Origin of the sequence: Actinoplanes sp. NPDC089786, from assembly GCF_040684855.1 — a bacterium.
Classification (GTDB): domain Bacteria; phylum Actinomycetota; class Actinomycetes; order Mycobacteriales; family Micromonosporaceae; genus Actinoplanes.
Genome location: NZ_JBFBGU010000001.1, coordinates 682,854 through 700,085, shown reverse-complemented (window position 1 = coordinate 700,085; position 17,232 = coordinate 682,854). Strand labels below are relative to the sequence as shown.

The 17,232-nt window shown below is 71.8% G+C and carries 13 protein-coding genes, 1 pseudogene and 1 riboswitch; of the genes and pseudogenes, 4 read left to right on the top strand and 10 right to left on the bottom strand.

The genetic code is table 11. The features are described from left to right. Positions 1-25: 25 nt before the first annotated feature. Positions 26-307 (bottom strand): DUF4031 domain-containing protein, encoded by a 282-nt coding sequence (locus AB0O15_RS03320; protein ID WP_364313374.1) that lies wholly within the window; start codon positions 305-307, stop codon positions 26-28. Beyond that, positions 304-2,079 (bottom strand): glycerol-3-phosphate dehydrogenase/oxidase, encoded by a 1,776-nt coding sequence (locus AB0O15_RS03315; protein ID WP_364313371.1) that lies wholly within the window; start codon positions 2,077-2,079, stop codon positions 304-306. Before AB0O15_RS03315 ends, AB0O15_RS03320 begins: the two co-directional genes overlap by 4 nt. 67 nt (positions 2,080-2,146) lie before the next feature. On the opposite strand from AB0O15_RS03315, the gene AB0O15_RS03310 reads away from it, so the two are divergent. After that, positions 2,147-3,097 (top strand): GNAT family N-acetyltransferase, encoded by a 951-nt coding sequence (locus AB0O15_RS03310; protein WP_364313368.1) that lies wholly within the window; start codon positions 2,147-2,149, stop codon positions 3,095-3,097. An 86-nt stretch (positions 3,098-3,183) separates the two neighbouring features. Here AB0O15_RS03310 and groL read toward each other — a convergent pair whose 3' ends face one another. Further along, a complete protein-coding gene (groL, locus tag AB0O15_RS03305; RefSeq protein ID WP_364313366.1) occupies positions 3,184-4,806 on the bottom strand; it encodes a chaperonin GroEL in 1,623 nt (540 codons plus the stop codon). A 329-nt stretch (positions 4,807-5,135) separates the two neighbouring features. Here groL and AB0O15_RS03300 point away from each other — a divergent pair, with 329 nt between their 5' ends. Next, positions 5,136-5,663, top strand: coding sequence for a GNAT family N-acetyltransferase (locus AB0O15_RS03300; protein WP_364313363.1), 528 nt, complete (start codon positions 5,136-5,138; stop codon positions 5,661-5,663). 1 nt (position 5,664) lies between these two features. Next, complete coding sequence (locus tag AB0O15_RS03295; protein ID WP_364313362.1) at positions 5,665-6,111, top strand: hypothetical protein; 447 nt, start codon at positions 5,665-5,667, stop codon at positions 6,109-6,111. On the opposite strand, the gene AB0O15_RS03290 is transcribed toward AB0O15_RS03295, so the two are convergent. From AB0O15_RS03290 to AB0O15_RS03275, 4 genes are all read right to left on the bottom strand, one after another. Beyond that, positions 6,108-7,106 (bottom strand): GNAT family N-acetyltransferase, encoded by a 999-nt coding sequence (locus AB0O15_RS03290; RefSeq protein WP_364313360.1) that lies wholly within the window; start codon positions 7,104-7,106, stop codon positions 6,108-6,110. The two genes, AB0O15_RS03295 and AB0O15_RS03290, sit on opposite strands and share 4 nt — an antisense overlap. A 253-nt stretch (positions 7,107-7,359) precedes the next feature. Then, a complete protein-coding gene (gene thrC, locus AB0O15_RS03285) occupies positions 7,360-8,643 on the bottom strand; it encodes a threonine synthase (RefSeq protein ID WP_364313357.1) in 1,284 nt (427 codons plus the stop codon). Between the two features lie 8 nt (positions 8,644-8,651). Then, positions 8,652-8,781, bottom strand: a riboswitch (SAM riboswitch). 55 nt (positions 8,782-8,836) lie between these two features. Beyond that, positions 8,837-9,652: an ABC transporter permease subunit gene (locus tag AB0O15_RS03280; RefSeq protein WP_364313354.1), complete on the bottom strand. Its 816-nt coding sequence runs from the start codon at positions 9,650-9,652 to the stop codon at positions 8,837-8,839. A gap of 104 nt (positions 9,653-9,756) precedes the next feature. After that, a complete protein-coding gene (locus AB0O15_RS03275) occupies positions 9,757-12,519 on the bottom strand; it encodes an alpha/beta fold hydrolase (protein WP_364313352.1) in 2,763 nt (920 codons plus the stop codon). An 86-nt stretch (positions 12,520-12,605) separates the two neighbouring features. Between AB0O15_RS03275 and AB0O15_RS03270 the strand changes: the two genes are divergently transcribed. Continuing rightward, positions 12,606-14,810, top strand: a complete 2,205-nt coding sequence (locus tag AB0O15_RS03270; protein ID WP_364313349.1) for an AAA family ATPase — start codon at positions 12,606-12,608, stop codon at positions 14,808-14,810. On the opposite strand, the pseudogene AB0O15_RS03265 reads toward AB0O15_RS03270, so the two are convergent. From AB0O15_RS03265 to AB0O15_RS03255, 3 genes and pseudogenes are all read right to left on the bottom strand, one after another. After that, positions 14,807-15,031: pseudogene (locus AB0O15_RS03265) on the bottom strand (DUF3263 domain-containing protein); the annotation flags it as partial. The gene AB0O15_RS03270 and the pseudogene AB0O15_RS03265 overlap by 4 nt on opposite strands. A 158-nt stretch (positions 15,032-15,189) precedes the next feature. Continuing rightward, complete coding sequence (locus tag AB0O15_RS03260; protein ID WP_364316999.1) at positions 15,190-16,191, bottom strand: ABC transporter permease subunit; 1,002 nt, start codon at positions 16,189-16,191, stop codon at positions 15,190-15,192. Beyond that, positions 16,188-17,180: an ATP-binding cassette domain-containing protein gene (locus AB0O15_RS03255; protein WP_364313347.1), complete on the bottom strand. Its 993-nt coding sequence runs from the start codon at positions 17,178-17,180 to the stop codon at positions 16,188-16,190. Before AB0O15_RS03255 ends, AB0O15_RS03260 begins: the two co-directional genes overlap by 4 nt. Between the last annotated feature and the right edge of the window lie 52 nt (positions 17,181-17,232).

Sequence of the window (17,232 nt, the reverse complement as noted above, 5' to 3'; positions counted from 1 at the left end):
CGGAAGAAACAGGCGAAGAAGCGGCTCAGCGCAGGCGCGGCGAAGGACGGTGCAGGTGTTTGGGCCGGCGCAGGCCGTTCGCGCGCAGGCGGGCGGCTAGGTCGCGGGACGGCAGCAGCGTCGCGCCGAGCCACAGCGCCGGCCGGAAGCGTACGTCCGGGATGTCGTAGTGGTCGCGGTCGAAGGCCCGCCGCGGCGCCCCGAGCATCTCGGCGAACACGTGCAGTTCCTCGTAGGAGAGGTCGCTGATCAGGTGCGACCACAGCCGTCCGCGAGCCGGCCAGACCGGCTCGTCCACCAGGATCAAGGGCGGTCCGCGGCGTATCCGCGCACGTCGGGCACCCCGATCCGGGCGGCGTCGGCGGTCGCGTCGTCGGGCATCTTCTGGGACTGCCGCTCCGACTCGACCCGGGCCAGGTAGTGCTCGACCTCGCGCTCGCGCACCGCCTCGTCCCAGCCCAGCACCTCGCCCATGATCGCGGCGGTGTGCTTGGCGGTCTCGGCGCCGCGGTGCGAGGTCTCGATGGAGATCCGGGTGCGGCGGGTGAGCACGTCGTCGAGGTGGAGCGCGCCCTCGGCCTGGGCCGCGTAGGCGACCTCGGCGGCCAGGTATTCCGGGGCACCGGTCAGCGGGGTGGCCAGCGCCGGGTCGGCGTTGATCATGGCCAGCAGGTGCACCGTGAGGGTGCCGTAGCGTTCGAGCAGATGTTCGACCACGCCGGTCGAGACGCCATGGCGCCGGGCCGTGTCGAGACGGTCGCGCCAGGCCGCCGCATAGCCGTCCGCGCCGAGCAGGGGCAGCTCGGCGGTCTGTGACGGGCGCCACGGACCGCCCAGCCGGCGCACCGCGCGGTCGATCACGTCGGCCGCCATCACCCGGTACGTCGTGTACTTGCCGCCCGCCACCAGCATCAGCCCGAGCATCGGCTCGACCACGGCGTGTTCGCGGGACAGCTTGGAGGTGGAGTCGGCCTCGCCGGAGAGCAACGGGCGCAGGCCGGCGTACACGCCCTCGATGTCGTCGGTGGTCAGCGGCCGGTCGAGCCACTGGTTGACCTGGTCGAGCAGGTAGCTGATGTCGCGCGCGGAGGCCGCCGGGTGGGCCCGGTCGAGCTGCCAGTCGGTGTCGGTGGTCCCGATGATCCAGTGGCCGCCCCACGGGATGACGAAGAGCACCGAGGTGGGCGTACGGAGGATGAGGCCCGCCTCGCCGGTGATGGCCGAGCGCGGCACCACCACGTGGACCCCCTTGGACGCGCGGACGCGCAGGCCCGGGCGTACGCCGACGTCGCTCAGCATCTGCGACATGTCGTCGCTCCACACGCCGGTCGCCGCGACCACCGTGCGCGCCCGGACCTCGAAGTCGGGCTCGTCGGGCGCCTCCAGGTCGCGGACCCGCACGCCGACCACCTCGCGCGCCTCGCGGACGAAGCCGACCACCCGGGCGCTGGTCACCACCGCCGCGCCCAGGCTGCCCGCGGTGCGGGCCAGGTTGACCACCAGCCGCGCGTCGTCGACCTGCCCGTCGAAGTAGCGGATCGCCCCGGCCACCCGGTCGGCGCGCAGGCTCGGGAACATGTGCCGGGCGCCGTGGCTGCTCAGGTGGCGATGCAGCGGCATGCCCCGGCCCGAGCCGAAGACGCCGGCGAACACGTCGTACGCCGCCACGCCCAGCCCGTAGTAGGCGCGGTGCCAGGCCCGGGAGGGCGGGCTCGTCTTCTCCAGCGGGACCAGGATGGGGACCGGGCGCACCAGGTGGGGCGCGATCCGGCTGGCCAGCAGGCCACGCTCGGTGAGCGCCTCGTGCACCAGGTGCAACTCGAGCTGTTCCAGGTAGCGAAGGCCGCCGTGGATCAGCTTGCTCGACCGGCTGGACGTGCCGGCGGCCAGGTCACGGGCCTCGACCAGGGCAACCTTGAGGCCCCGGGAGGCGGCGTCGAGAGCGGCGCCCGCGCCGGTCACGCCACCACCGATGACGAGCACGTCGAACCGCTCGTCGCGCAAGCGTTTGAGGTCGGTGACGCGGCGTATCGGTGAGAGCCGGCCGGCCGTGTACCGGGAAACCGAGGGATCACGCACCCGTCCCACGTTAGCGCTCCGAGGCGTCACTCCGGCGGTTGAATCCGGCCCGGTAGGTTCGACGTCTGTGGACAGCGAGTTCTGGATCGCCGAACTGACCGACGACGACGTCCCGGCCGTGGTGTCCCTGTGCCGGGCCGCCCTGGATCTGCCGGAGGACGCGGCCGAGGCGGCCGAGATCGTGCACCGGCTGCGCGGGACCGGCGGGCCGGCGACCCGGCGGACGGCGGGTTTCCTGGCGCTGGCGCCGGCCGAGGAGAAGGCCTGGAGTGAAGGCGCCGGGGAAGAAGTGGCGGCGACGAGCAACCGGGTGATCGGCGTGGTGCTGGGCTCGGTGTCCCACCGCGACCCGTCCATCGGGCACATCGACCTGATCGCGGTGGATCGGCGGGAGCGCCGCCGCGGCGTGGCCCGGGCCCTGGTGTCCCGGGTCGAGGGCGCGCTGGCCGGGCTAGGCGCCAGCGACGTGGTGATCGCCGGCAACCCGCCGGTCTACGCCTGGCCGGGCATCGACGTGCGATACACCCCGGCGATCTGCGCCGCGATGGCGCTGGGCTTCGAGGAGGACCAGCCCGCCTGGAACATGACCGCCGACCTGGAGACCCTGGGCGACACCGAGGCCGACGAGGCGCGGCTGGCCGGGCGGGGCGTGGTGGTCCGGGGCGCGACGCCGGCCGACGGGCCCGCGCTGACCGACCTCGCCGAGTCGAATTTCGGGCGCCAGTGGGCGGCCGAGATCACCGACAGCACCGGCTGTCACGTCGCCGTGCGGGACGGCTCGATCCTCGGCTTCGCCGCGTACGGGTCCCGGCCGAACTGGTTCGGCCCGATGGGCACCGCGCCCGCCGCGCAGGGGCTGGGCATCGGCTCGGTGCTGCTCAAGCGCTGCCTGGCCGATCAGAAGAAGGCTGGTCTGACGTCGGTCCAGATCGGCTGGGTGGGCCCGATGCCGTTCTACTCCCAGGTGGTGGGGGCCCGGGTCGAGCGGGTGTTCTTCCTGTATCGCAAACAACTCTGACTGGCCCTCGGGCAGTAAAGGCGCGTGCAGTAACGACAGAACGGGCGGGCCGCAGCAGCGACCCGCCCGTTCGAGAAAGCTTGGACTCAGAAGTCCATGTCTCCGCCACCCGGAGCACCGGCCGGGGCCGGGTTCTTCTCCGGCTTGTCCGCCACGACCGCCTCGGTCGTGAGGAACAGGGCGGCGATCGACGCGGCGTTCTGCAGCGCCGAGCGGGTGACCTTGGCCGGGTCGATGATGCCCGCGGCCAGCAGGTCGACGTACTCACCGTTCGCGGCGTTCAGGCCGTGGCCCGCCTCGAGGTTGCGCACCTTGTCGACCACGACGCCGCCCTCGAGGCCGGCGTTGACGGCGATCTGACGCAGCGGGGCGTCCAGCGCGACCTTGACGATGTTGGCACCGGTGGCCTCGTCGCCCACCAGGTCAAGCTTGTCGAACGCGGTCTTGCCGGCCTGCACCAGCGCGACACCACCACCGGGCACGATGCCCTCCTCGACGGCCGCCTTCGCGTTGCGAACGGCGTCCTCGATGCGGTGCTTGCGCTCCTTGAGCTCGACCTCGGTGGCCGCGCCGACCTTGATCACCGCAACACCGCCGGCCAGCTTGGCCAGGCGCTCCTGCAGCTTCTCACGGTCGTAGTCGGAGTCCGACTTCTCGATCTCGGCCCGGATCTGGTTGACCCGGCCCTGGATCTGCTCGGCGTTGCCGTTGCCGTCGACGATGGTCGTCTCGTCCTTGGTGATGACCACCTTGCGGGCCTGGCCCAGCAGGGACAGGTCGGCGGCGTCGAGCTTGAGGCCGACCTCCTCGCTGACGACGGTGCCGCCGGTGAGGATGGCGATGTCGTCCAGCATGGCCTTGCGGCGGTCACCGAAGCCCGGCGCCTTGACGGCGACCGACTTGAAGGTGCCGCGGACCTTGTTGACGACCAGCGTCGCCAGGGCCTCGCCCTCGACGTCCTCGGCGATGATGATCAGCGGCTTGCCGCCCTGCATCACCTTCTCGAGGATCGGGAGCAGGTCCTTGACCGCGGAGATCTTGCTGTTCGCGATCAGGATGTAGGGGTCGTCGAAGACGGCCTCCATACGCTCGGCGTCGGTCATGAAGTACGCCGAGATGTAGCCCTTGTCGAAGCGCATGCCCTCGGTGAGCTCGAGCTCGAGCCCGAAGGTGTTGCTCTCCTCGACGGTGATGACACCTTCCTTGCCGACCTTGTCCATGGCCTCGGCGATGATCTCGCCGACCGTGGAGTCACCGGCGGAGATGGAGGCGGTCGAAGCGATCTGCTCCTTGGTCTCCACGTCCTTGCTGAGCTGCGTCAGGGCCTCGATGACGCTGGCCACGCCGGCCTCGATGCCCCGCTTGAGGGCCATCGGGTTGGCGCCGGCGGCAACGTTGCGCAGGCCCTCACGAACCAGCGCCTGGGCCAGGACGGTCGCCGTCGTCGTGCCGTCACCGGCGACGTCGTCGGTCTTCTTGGCGACCTCCTTGACCAGCTCGGCGCCGATCTTCTCGAAGGTGTCCTCGAGCTCGATCTCCTTGGCGATCGACACACCATCGTTGGTGATGGTGGGCGCGCCCCACTTCTTCTCGAGCACGACGTTGCGGCCCTTGGGGCCGAGCGTCACCTTGACGGCGTCGGCGAGCTGGTTCATGCCCCGCTCGAGGCCGCGACGAGCTTCCTCGTCGAATGCGATGATCTTGGCCATACGGCTGTGTCCTCCCGGACATTCACAGGAACCTCTGCGGACGTCGCCACCTGGCGATGCGACGTCCTCAGGTCGAGCCGGATAGCCCGCGACGACCGGCCCCGTGCCGGGGCACCGATGGCGGCGCCCGGCCGGAACCCCACCGTCCCGACCTGCTTGGCACTCACATGACGCGAGTGCCAACGCCATGTTTAGCACTCCGAGGGTGCGAGTGCAAGGACGAAGCCGTAGTCACCCGACTAGTTACGCCGGTGGCGAAACCGGTGGCAGCGAGGTCGGATAGACGCAACCTGCTTGCCGCTCCCCGGTGTGCCGGGTAGGCAGGCATCATGGTGTCGCTCAGCACAGCCCCTCGCTCGACGGTCGCGGTTCACCGCGTGACGCCGGAGGACGCCGGCCGGATGCGCGCGTTGCGCCTGGAGATGCTGGCCGACAGCCCGCTCGCCTTCCTCGAGACGCTGGCCGCGGCGGCGGCCCGGGGCCACGACGACTACCGGCGCCGGATCGTGCAGGCCAGCGCCGGGCGGACGCTCGCCCAGTTCGTGGCCGACCCGGGCGGCCCGCTGGTCGGCCACGCCGGCGGCACGGTGCTGCCGGAGGACCCGGCGGCCACGGTCGTCTTCGCGGTCTACGTCACCCCGGCCCGGCGCGGCAGCGGCGTCCTGGCCGACCTGGTCGAGGCGGTCGCCGACTGGTCCCGGCAGGCCGGGCGGAACGAGTTGATGCTCGAGGTGGTGACCGGCAACGACCGGGCGGTCCGGGCGTACGAGAAGCTGGGTTTCACCGACACCGGCGTCCGCGTGCCCCACCCGGTGATCCCGAGCCTCACCGAGCTGCAGATGCGCCGGACGGCGTGAGATGCGCGCCCGCACGCTGCTGACCTGGGCGAACGGCACCACGCTGGCTGGCCTGGCGATCGCCCGGGCGACCGGCGCGACGATCCGGCCGGGCCGTGACGGCGTGCTGATCGCCGAGGGCTACACCCGGCGGATCCCGAAGAACACCTGCTTCACCGTCGGGTCGGTGATCTTCACCCGGCGGACGGCGGAATGGCTGCTCGCCGACGAGCGGACCGACCTGTTCGGCCACGAGAGCCGGCACGTCGGCCAGTACGCCGCCCTCGGTCCGCTGTTCTGGCCGGCCTACTACCTGTTCTGCGGCTACTCGTACGCGATGACCGGCTCCTACGGCTGCCGCAACGCCCTGGAGAAGCACGCGGGCCTGCACGCCGGCGGCTACGACCCGGACCACCCGCTCCGCCCCTGGGCGGCGCGCTTCCGACGAAGGAGGAGCGAGAACGGCTAGACCGTCAGCTCCCACTGCATCCAGGTGTCCGCCGCCTTGAAGCCCATCGCCCGGTTGATCGAGAGCATGTACTCGTTGGCCGTGGCGTTGAACGTGTCGATCGCGGTCAGCGTCGGCTTGTGCTCGAGCGTGTGACGCAGGTTCCCCAGCTTGACGATCGTCCCGAGCCGGTGGCCGCGGTGGTCGGGGTCGACGATCGTGATGTGCTGCCAGATGTGCGTCTCCAGCGCGGGCGGCCCGGAGAGCGTCGACCAGGCGACCATCCGCCCGCTCGCCTCGTGCACCATCCCGGTGTGGAAGCGGTCCATGCCCCGGGCGAGCCGGTTCTGCTCGGACTCGCGGACCCGGTCGGCGTCGATCTTCTCCGGCTCGATCGTGAGATCACCCATCGGCGCGTCCTCGACCATCCGGCTGTCCAGGTAGGCGATGTCGTCGAGGTACTGGTCGGCGGGCATGCCCAGCCAGCTCAGCACCCGGTAGCCGGCGGCGTGCTCCCACGCCTCGGCGAGCATCGACGCGTGCCGGGCGGGGTCGACCGTGGTCAGGTCGAGCCGGCTGCGGGTCTCGGGCAGCGCGGCCTTGGCCCCCGCCGCCGCGGCGAAGGCGTCGCCGTCGGGGCGGTTCTGGACCGTCTCCGAGGAGATGTGCTTCCGGCCCTCGGCCCGGGTCCGCTCGATCGCCCAGTCGAGCAGGGCCCGGCCGACCCCGCGCCGGCGCAACTCGGGGTGCACGTTCAGGTCGAGGCTGACCAGCTCGAGGTTGTCCAGCAGCGGCAGGCCCAGCTCGGCGGTGCCGGCCGGCTGACCGTCGAGCGTGGCCAGCGCGCGGATGTGCCGTTGAGCGGGGTAGCCCCGGCGCACCGTGTCGACGTAGAAGGGCTCCGGGATGTACGGGATGTCCGGCACCTCGTGGAGCTGGGCGGCCCTGGTCACCTGGTAGGCCTGGTGGAGGACGGACTCGTCGGAGCCGTCGAACGCGGCGACATCGATGCGCATCCCCACAGACTGGACGCACTACCAGTCCGCCGCGACCGAATTACCGGGAGAGATATTGGTCGGGAGGACACGCGCACAGCGCCTCCGGCACTGGGTCGTTGGGCCCCGGTAGAGATTGTCGCCAAGCTCGAAGGTGGGGCCTCGTACGGCGTCGCGTCCTCCCGCAGAGAGCATCCTGCCGACGTTGTGATCCCTTCGCAAGTCCTCGCAGGATGGAAAACGAACTTACTGTCGGATCACCGACTACACCCTGTTACCCGAGCAGGCCGGCGTCGCGAGCACCCCGCAGCGACGGCTTGATGCGGTGGGTGGGCCCGACCCGGTCGGCCACCGCGTCCAGCGTCTTGAGTCCCTCACCGGTGTTGAAGACCACCGTCTCCTTGGCCGGGTCGAGCTTGCCCGAGGCGATCAGCTTCTGCAGGACGGCCACGGTCACCCCGCCGGCCGTCTCGGCGAAGACGCCGGTGGTGCGGGCGAGCAGCTGGATGGCCTCGCGGATCTCGTCATCGCCGGCGTAGTCCATCCAGCCGCCGGTGCGCTGGACCGCCTCGATGGCGTAGGCGCCGGCCGCCGGGTCGCCGATGTTCAGCGACTTGGCGATGCCGGTCGGCTTCACCGGGACGATCTGGTCGGTGCCGTTGTGCAGGGCCGTCGCGATCGGATTGCAGCCGGCCGACTGGGCGCCGAACACCCGCCAGCCGCCGGCCGGGGCCTCGACCAGGCCGATCTCGACCAGCTCGGTGAACGCCTTGTCGATCTTGGTGAGCAGCTCGCCGCTGGCCATCGGGATGACCACCTGGGCCGGGATGCGCCAGCCGAGCTGCTCGGCCACCTCGTAACCGAGCGTCTTGGAGCCCTCGGCGTAGAACGGGCGGACGTTCACGTTGACGAACGCGGTGTCCTCGAACTCGTCGGTCTCGACCAGCTCGCCGCAGAGCCGGTTCACGTCGTCGTACGAGCCGTCGATCGCGACCAGCTCCCCGCCGTACACCGCGGTGGTGACGATCTTGCCCTGTTCGAGGTCACCGGGGATGAAGACGATGGACGGGACGCCGGCCCGGGCCGCGTGGGCGGCGACCGAGTTGGCCAGGTTGCCGGTGGAGGCGCAGGCGAAGCGGGTGAAGCCGAGGCCGCGGGCGGCGGTCAGGGCCACCGAGACCACGCGGTCCTTGAACGAGTGGGTCGGGTTGGCCGAGTCGTCCTTGACCCAGAGCGGCGCGTCCAGCCCGATCGCGGTGGCCAGCGCCGGGGCGCTGACCAGCGGGGTCAGGCCGGGGTCGAGGGTCACCCGGGTGGCCGGGTCCTGGCCGGCCGGGAGGAGCGGCGCATAGCGCCAGATGTTCTGCGGACCCGCCTCGATCTGGGCGCGGGTCACCTGGGCGATCGCCGCCGGGTCGTACGCGACCTCGAGCGGCCCGAAACACTCGTAACAGGCGTGCTGGGCGGCCAGCGGGAACTCGGCGCCGCAGGCGCGGCAGACCAGGGCGCGCGCGGGGCTGGAGGTGGTGGGAGCGGATGCACTGACGGTAGACGTCACGGAGATTCCTCTCATCTTTCCCATACCGAGATGGCTGGGCCGGAATTAGCACCTGCCGCGCGGGGCCTCGTCATCGAGACATGCGTGGTGGTTGCCGGGGCTTCGCAGGGCCGTTCCCTCTGCCCCTCTGGATGAGGTATTCAGTTGTTTCCCACACCTTACGTGCCCATCACGCTAAGCGAAAACGTGATGCTTATGACGTGATGTCCTTGCGGGTGAAGCGCCAGAACGCGAGAGACCAGAAGATCGTGGCGTACGCGACCGCGGCGATCGCCCCGCGCACCATGTCGTCGGTCTGCGTCGGGGTGGAGAGCAGCCCGAGCCAGGCGTCGCTGTAGTGGGTGGGCAGGAAGTCGCGGACCACCCCGAGCGCCTCGATCTGGTCCAGGATGCTGGACAGGATCCACAGCAGCACCGCGCCGCCGACCGCGCCCAGCGCCGCGTCGGTCAGCACCGACAGCAGGAAGGCCAGCCCGGCCACGATCAGCAGGATCACGGCCAGATAGCCAAGGATCCCGAGCAGCCGCAGCAGCCCCTCGCCGGGCGGGATCTCCGCGGCGATCGTGCTGCCCAGCGGGTGCCAGCCGTACCGCAGCGTGCCGACCAGCAGCGCCACCCCGGCCAGGGTGAGCAGGCCGAGCAGCGAGTAGGCCAGCGCCACCACGAGCTTGACGCCGAGCAGCCGCGCGCGCGGCACCGGGATCGCCAGCAGGTAGCGCAGGCTGCCCCAGGACGCCTCGCTGGCCACGGTGTCGCCGCAGAACAGCGCGACCACCACGACCAGCAGGAACGACGCCGAGACGAACAGGCAGAACAGCGCGAAGTTCAGCCCGCCCGAGGTGGCCAGGTCGACCAGGCTGGAGAACTGCCCGCCACCGTTGTCGTCGTCGCTCTCGCCGCCGAACTCGAACGCCACCAGCACGATCAACGGCAGAAGAGCCATGAAACCCAGAGCCAGCTGGGTACGCCTCCGTGAGGCCTGCCGCCTGACCTCGGCCCAGATCGGCATGGTGGCCGACGGCCGATATCCCGTGGCTGAGTTTCCACGCTCCGCGGTCCGGCGATCATTCGCCGTCGTGGTCGCGACCGTAGCCTCCCCGCTGCCGCTTCCCGTCATCGGTCTCCACTCCCCCGCGAATTCTCGCCGACCAGAGCCAGGAAGGCGTCTTCCAGGCGGCGTCTCGGCACCACCCGATCGACACCGACCCCGGCCCGCACCAGCGACGCCACCACCTCGGCGCGCGGGGTGCCGTTCATGTCCACGATCAGCCCGTTCGCCCCGTCCGGCAGCACCGAGGCGACGCCCAGGCCGCCCAGCACCCGCGACGCCTCGGCCACGTCGCTCACGTCGATCTGCACCGACGGCGACTCGCCGACGATCTCGTCGACCAGCCCGGACGCCACGATCCGGCCCTTGTTGACCACCACCGCGTGGGTGCAGGTCTGCTCCACCTCGGCCAGCAGGTGGCTGGAGACCAGCACCGCCCGCCCGTCGGTGGCGTACCGCTTGAGCACCCGGCGCATCTCGGCGATCTGTGGCGGGTCGAGCCCGTCGGTCGGCTCGTCCAGCACCAGCAGCTCGGGCAGCCCGAGCATGGCCTGGGCGATGGCCAGCCGCTGCCGCATGCCGTGGCTGTAGTTCTTGGTCCGGCGGTGGATCGAATCGCCCAGACCGGCGATCTCCAGCGCCTCGTCGAACCGCGCGTCGGCCCACGGCCGTCCGGTCGCCTGCCAGTACGCCCGCAGGTTCTGCTCGCCGGTCAGGTGGGGCAGGAAGCCCGGCCCCTCGACCAGCGAGCCGACCCGGGACAGGATCGGCGACCCCGGCACCAGCGGGTTGCCGAAGACCAGCGCCTCACCCCGGGTGGGCATGGTCAGCCCCATCAGCACCCGAAGCGTGGTGGTCTTGCCGGCGCCGTTCGGACCGAGCAACCCGACGACCTGACCGCGCTCGACGGTGAAGCTGATGTCCTCGACCGCGACGAAGCCGTCCGCATATTCCTTGCGCAGGTCGCGCACGACCAGCGGGGTGTCGGCGAACTCGGCCACAGTCGGCGCCCGCCGCGCCCGGCGGCGGCGCAGCAGCAGCACCACGGCCAGCCCCAGCACGATGGCGGCGATCAGGCCGGCCAGCACGTACCGCCAGATCACCTGGGGGTTGCTGATCGGCGTGCCCACCATCGTGGGCAGCGTGAGCGTGGGCTCGACCGCAACCGTGTAGGTGGCCGGGGCGGCGGGCGTGAGATAGCCCTGGTCGGAGGTGGCCACCACGACGCGCAGCGCGTTGCCCGCCTCGATCCGCCGGACGATCGCCGGCAGGGTGACGGTGACCGGTTGGGCCTGGGCGACGTCGCGCGGCAGGCCGGTGAGCCGGACCGGGGCGACCAGGCCGGCGCTCAGCGTCTCGGTCCCGGCCGGGTTCACGTCGTAGAGCTTGACGAACAGCGTCGCCTCGCCGGTCGGTGACGCGGCCCGCAGCCGGACGGTGGGCGCGCCGACCACGTCGACCGACTGGGCGACCGGCTCCGAGGCGAACGTGGCGTACTGGCCGGGGATGTCGCCGGCCACGCCTTCGAGCAGCGTGGACAGCCGGCCGCCGACGCCGGGCAACGAGGAGAGGCCGCCGGGATTGCCGTTGGGCGGGTTGGCGATCGGCTGCGCCGGGCCTTGCACGGAGATGTCGGTGCGGCCGGTCCCGCTGATGCCGGGGTACGCGTCGACCGAGTACCCGTTGGTGACCAGGCCGCGGTCGAGCGCGCTGAAGCCGGCCACCCGCGAGTAGGTGAAGCTCATCGACGGAGCGGCGCCCTCGCCCTTCACGTAGTGGTTCAGCCACTGGACGGTCAGGAACTTGGTCCGGTCCTGGTCGGTCTGCGGCCCGAGCCCGCCGTCGTGCCCGCCGGTGAACCAGGCGACCCGCACCGGCGTGCCGGCCGCCGCGATGCCGCGCGCGTTGACGTCGGCCTCGGAGAGCGGGAAGAGCGTGTCCACCGCGCCCTGGATGAGCAGCGTCGGCGCCTTGATCCGGCCGAGCACGGCCTGCGGGCTCGACTTGCGCAACACGTCCAGCGCGGCCTGGTCGGGGATGCCGGTGGTGGCCATCGAGAGGTAGGCGGCACAGACGTCGGCGGCGAAACGTCCACAGGCGGGGTTGGTGCCGGGCGGGAGCTGGGCCGGCAGCCGCGGCGGCAGCCCGGCGCCGCCGGTGTCGGGCGAGTCGCCCGAGGCCGCGGGCGAGGCGGCGCCGTTGCCGAAGAACAGGCCGGCCCAGCCCTTCTTGAAGACGCCGGGCGCGCCGGTGCCGGCCGACTGCGGCAGGAACGAGCGGCCCAGGTCGTTCCAGGTGATCAGCGGGACGATCGCGTCGACCCGTGGGTCATGGCCGGCCAGCATCAGGGCGAGAGCGCCGCCGTACGACCCGCCGACCACGCCGACCCGCGGGTCGCCGGCCGCGTCGGTGCGAACCTCGGGCCGCTGGGCCAGCCAGTCGAGCAGGCGCTGGGCGTCCCGGACCTCGTGGTCGGGACTGTCCAGGTGGATCTGTCCGCCGCTGCGCCCGAAGCCGCGGGCGGTCCAGGTGAGCACCGCGTACCCCTGCTCGGCCAGGTCTTCGGCGTCGGTCCGGACCGAGTTCTTGGTGCCGCCGAAACCATGCGCCAGCAGCACCGCGGGCACCTTGCCGTCGCGGTCGCGGGGCAGGTAGAAGCGGGTGTCCAGGTCGATCGTGGCCGCACCGGCCGGCGCCTCGGGCACGGTGACCATCTGGTCGGCGGTGGTCCAGGCGGCGCGGTCGGGCAACACGGCGGCCACCACGAGACCCGCGACGATCACCAGAACCGCCGCGGCGGACAGAACCCTACGACGGCCTGATTGCATGCGTGCAAAACTATCCCGCTCCAACTGTGCGAGTGCTGTGAACTGCGAGGGGATACGACCGGCGGGGAGACGCTAGCTTTGTACGCGTGGCAGACGATCTCACGCTGACCGTGACCCAGCGGCCCGCGGCCCTTGACGCTCGTCGCGGCATCGTCCGCCTGCATCCCGAGGTGATGGCGGCGCTGGCGATCAACCCGGGCGACCCACTTCGACTGGACGGCGCCCGCACCACGGCCGGCATCGCGGCCCGGGCCGAGGCGAGCGCCAGCCGCGCGCTGCTCTACGCCGACGACCTGACCATCGGCAACCTCGGCCTGCGCGACGGCGGCCAGGTGACCGTGACCCCGATCCCGGTGGTCGCGGCCCGCCGGGTCACGCTGAGCGGCCCGGCCGAGATCGTCGCCGTGGTCTCCCCCGAGATGCTCCGGCTCGCGCTGCTGGGCAAGGTGGTCAGCGCCGGCGACGACGTGTCGCTGCTGCCACAGGACGTGCTGCTCTCGGCCGATCACCGGGCGGCCGTCGAGGGCGCCCGGCGCAGCCTCTCCAACCGGGTCGGCTACGCCTGGACCAGCACGCTGCTCAAGGTGATCGACGTGGCCGAGGCCGACGCCGCGCTGGTCACCATGGACACCGTGGTCGGCTGGCAGGACGGGCACTTCGCCCAGCCGGCCGGCGCCCGGACGGAACGGCCCCAGGCGCCCGCGACCACCGACCCCGAGGTGCCGCCGCCCTCAATCGACGACCTGCCCGGCCTGCGCACCCAGGCCAAGGAGCTGACCGAGCTGCTCGACCTGGGCTTCCACCACCGCGAGGTGCTGGGCCGGCTGGGCACCACGGTGTCACTGGGCGTGCTGCTCTCCGGTCCGGCCGGGTCGGGCAAGTCCGCGCTGGTGCGGGCGGTGGCCGCGGGCGTGGGCGCGCGGGTGCTGGCGATCTGGGGTCCCGAGCTGGCCGCGCTCACCAACGACGCCGCGGCCGGCCGGCTGCGCGCCGCCGCCCGGGAGGCGCGCACGGGCGGCCCGGCCGTCATCCTGGTCGCCGATGTGGAGGCGCTCGCCCCGCGTGCCGAGCCCGGTCCGATCGCCACGGTGTTCCGGCAGGTGCTGGCCGAGACGGTCAAGGCGGGCGTGGCGGTGGTCTGCACGACCAGCCGGCCCGAGACGGTCGATCCCGAGCTGCGCGCGCCCGACCTGCTGGCCGTGCAGCTCGCGGTGGCGCTGCCCGATCAGGCCATGCGCCGCGAGCAGCTGGGTGTGCTGACCCGGGGAATGCCGCTGGCCGAGGACGTGCGCCTGGACGACGTCGCCGGGCGTACTCCCGGATTCGTCGCCGCCGATCTCGGCGCCCTGGCCCGCGAGGCCGGGGTCCGCGCGGCCCTGCGCCAGAAGGAGGCCGACTCGCCGACGGTGGCGATGGCCGACTTCGAGGCGGCGCTCGACGTGGTCCGGCCGACCTCGATGGCCGAGTCGTCGCTGGAGGTCGCGGCGGTCACGCTGGACGACGTCGGCGACATGGCCGAGGTCAAGCAGGTGCTCACCGAGTCGGTGCTGTGGCCGCTGACCTACCCCGACACGTTCGCGCGACTGGGCGTCTCGCCGCCGCGCGGTGTGCTGCTCTACGGCCCGCCCGGGTGCGGCAAGACCTTTCTGGTCAAGGCCATCGCGGGTACGGGTAAAGCGAACGTGCTGTCGGTCAAGGGCGCCGAGCTGCTCAGCAAGTGGGTCGGCGACAGTGAGAAGGCGGTGCGGGAGCTGTTCCGCCGCGCCCGCGAGGCCGCACCGACGCTGGTCTTCCTGGACGAGGTGGACGCGCTGGCGCCGCAGCGCGGGCAGGGCACCGACGGCGGCACCACCGACCGCGTGGTCGCGGCACTGCTCACCGAGCTGGACGGTGTCGAGGAACTGCGCAACGTGGTGGTGATCGGGGCGACCAACCGGCCCGACCTGATCGACTCGGCGCTGCTGCGGCCGGGCCGGCTGGAACGACTGGTCTACGTGCCGCCGCCGGACACCGAGGCGCGCCTGGCGATCCTCAAGGCGTCGTCCCGCTCGGTGCCGCTGGACGACGAGGTCGACCTGGACGCGCTCGCCGCCGACCTGGACGGTTTCTCGTCGGCCGACTGCGCGGCGCTGATCCGTGAGTCGGCGCTGGCCGCGATGCGTGAGTCGCTGGAGGCGACCCGGGTGACCGCGGCCAACGTGACCGCGGCCCGCGGCCGGATCCGCCCGTCGCTCAACCCGGCCCAGGTGAAGTGGCTGGCCGAGTTCGCCGACCAGCAGGCGCGAGCCTAGCGGCGGCGGCTGCGCGCCCGGGTCGAGCGCAGGCGGCGGAGCCGGCCGACCAGCACCGGGTCGTGTTCGAGCGCGGCCGCGTTGTCCAGCAAGGCGTTCAGCAGTTGGTAGTAGCGCGTCGAGGAGAGCTCGAAGGTGTCGCGGATGGCCTGTTCCTTGCTGCCCGCGTGGCGCCACCACTTGGCCTCGAAGGCCAGGATCTTCAGCTCGCGCTCGGACAGCGCCGCGACCGGCGGCGCCTCGGCGGCGTGGGCGGTCGTGCAGGGAGCGGGCGGCCTCGGGGCCGGAAGACGCTCCACATCGGATGGTGAGGTTTCGGGGTGCATGGTGCTCCTGAGCACGGATCGAAGAGCATCGTACGAGCAACCCCGAAGCTACCTCATGTGATGTCGCGGCGTTGCATGGTCCACAGGGCGGCACCCACAATGACGACGAAGATCGCCACCCACAGGCCGCCGGCCATCGGCCAGGTCAGGGTCAGCGTGTCCGGCTGGCAGCCGTTGACCGCGGAATAGGCGCAGGACTGGTAATTCTCGAGTTTGATCTCCTTGTTCATCCAGGCGACCGCCCAGATCGGCAGCAGGAAGATCTCGCCGAACGGCACCGACGCCATGTTCAGCACCAGGAACAGCCCGAACTGCAGGACCACCACGACCCCGGCGGCCACGCCGAGCGCCACCGCGGTGTGCCGGCCCAGCGAGGCCAGCCCGAACCCGATCGCGGTGCCGAGCAGGATCAGCACGACCGCCCGCAGCTCGGTCAGCGCGGTCGACCGCCAGGCGCCGGCCGTCATGCCGTCGAGGGTGCCGCGCGTCGACGCGATCCCGATGAAGGCGAGCGTCCAGAGCACCGCGACGACCACGCTCAGCGCCGCCGCCGCGCCCAGCAGGATGCCCAGCTTGGTCCCCAGCACCTGGAGCCGGCGCGGCCGCCAGAGCAGCAGGTTCATCATGCCGCCGCTGCTCCACTCGGCGCCCACATAGGAGGCGCCGACCACGAACCCGAGCAGCACGAAGATCGCGGCGAACGTGGTCAGGACGGCGCCGAAGTCGGACTTGAAGGTGAACGTCGACGGCATGTGCCAGTCGGGCGAGAAGTCCTGCGGCTGCGGCTGGTAGAGCTGCGTGCAGTCGGCCGGCAGGCCGTTGGTGCCCGGCGCTCGCTCGCAGGTGAGCCGGTCCTGCTCGGCCTGGCGCAACGCGTCCTGGTACTCACGCTCGGCCGCCGCCTTGGCCTGGGCGACCTGCTCGGGGCCGACCTTCTCGTTGCTGAGGAAGATGCCCGCCGCGATCGCGACCATCACCGCCAGCGTCCCGGCGACCAGCCAGCGCACGAAACGGCGCTTGGTCAGCCGGCGCAGTTCCGCCGTGGCCAGGCTCACTGTCCCCACCCGCCCGCTCCGCCGGTCGCCGCCGCCGACTCGTCCACCTGCCGGTTCACCCCGTCGACGGGCGCCGTGCCGGTCAGCTCCAGGAAGACGCTCTCCAGGTCGACCGCCACCGGCGCCAGCTCGCTCACCCACACCTCGTGCTGCGCGAGCACCCAGGTGATCCAGGCCGGTCGGTCCACCCCGCCGACCATCAGGTGGTCGTCGGCCGCGGTCACCTGCGGCGCGCCCGCCGAGCGCAACACCTCGGCCACCGCGACCAGGTCAACTCCGGGTTCGACGCGTACGCGGACCCCGGCCGACCGGTTGTGGGACAGCACGCTGGCGACCGAGCCGGCCGCGACCCGGCGCCCGGCCGAGATGATCGTGACCGAGTCGCAGATCAGCTGGATCTCGCCGAGGATGTGGCTGGACACGACGACCGTCATGCCGGCCTCGCTGAGGGTGCGCATCAACGAGCGCATCTCCCGGATCCCGCCCGGGTCGAGCCCGTTGGCCGGCTCGTCCAGAATGAGCAGCTTCGGCTTCTTGAGCAGCGCCGACGCCACGGCGAGCCGCTGCTTCATGCCGAGCGAGAAGGTCTTGACCCGGTCCTTGGCACGGTCGCGCAGGCCGACCAGTTCGAGCACCTCGGGCACCCGCGGCCGCGGCACCCCGCCCGCGTCGGCCAGCAGGCTGAGCGTGTCCCAGGCGGTGAACGGCAGGAAGAACTGGGGGCTCTCGACGATCGCGCCGACCTGTCCGGCCACCGCCGGCAGGTGCTCGGGGACCTCGCGGCCGAGGATGGTCATGCGCCCGCCGTTCGGCTTGATCAGGCCGAGCAGCGTACGCAGCGTGGTGGTCTTGCCCGAGCCGTTGGGCCCGAGGAAGCCGTGCACCTGACCCGACTCGACGACCATGTCGAAGCCGTCGAGCGCGCGGCGCACCCCCTTGCGGCTCCGATAGGTCTTCTGCAGACCCTCGATCTCGAGTACGGCGGTCACGCGAGCACCTTATGTGCCCGGTTCCACATTCAGGCGCGGTTTGGGCGCCCCG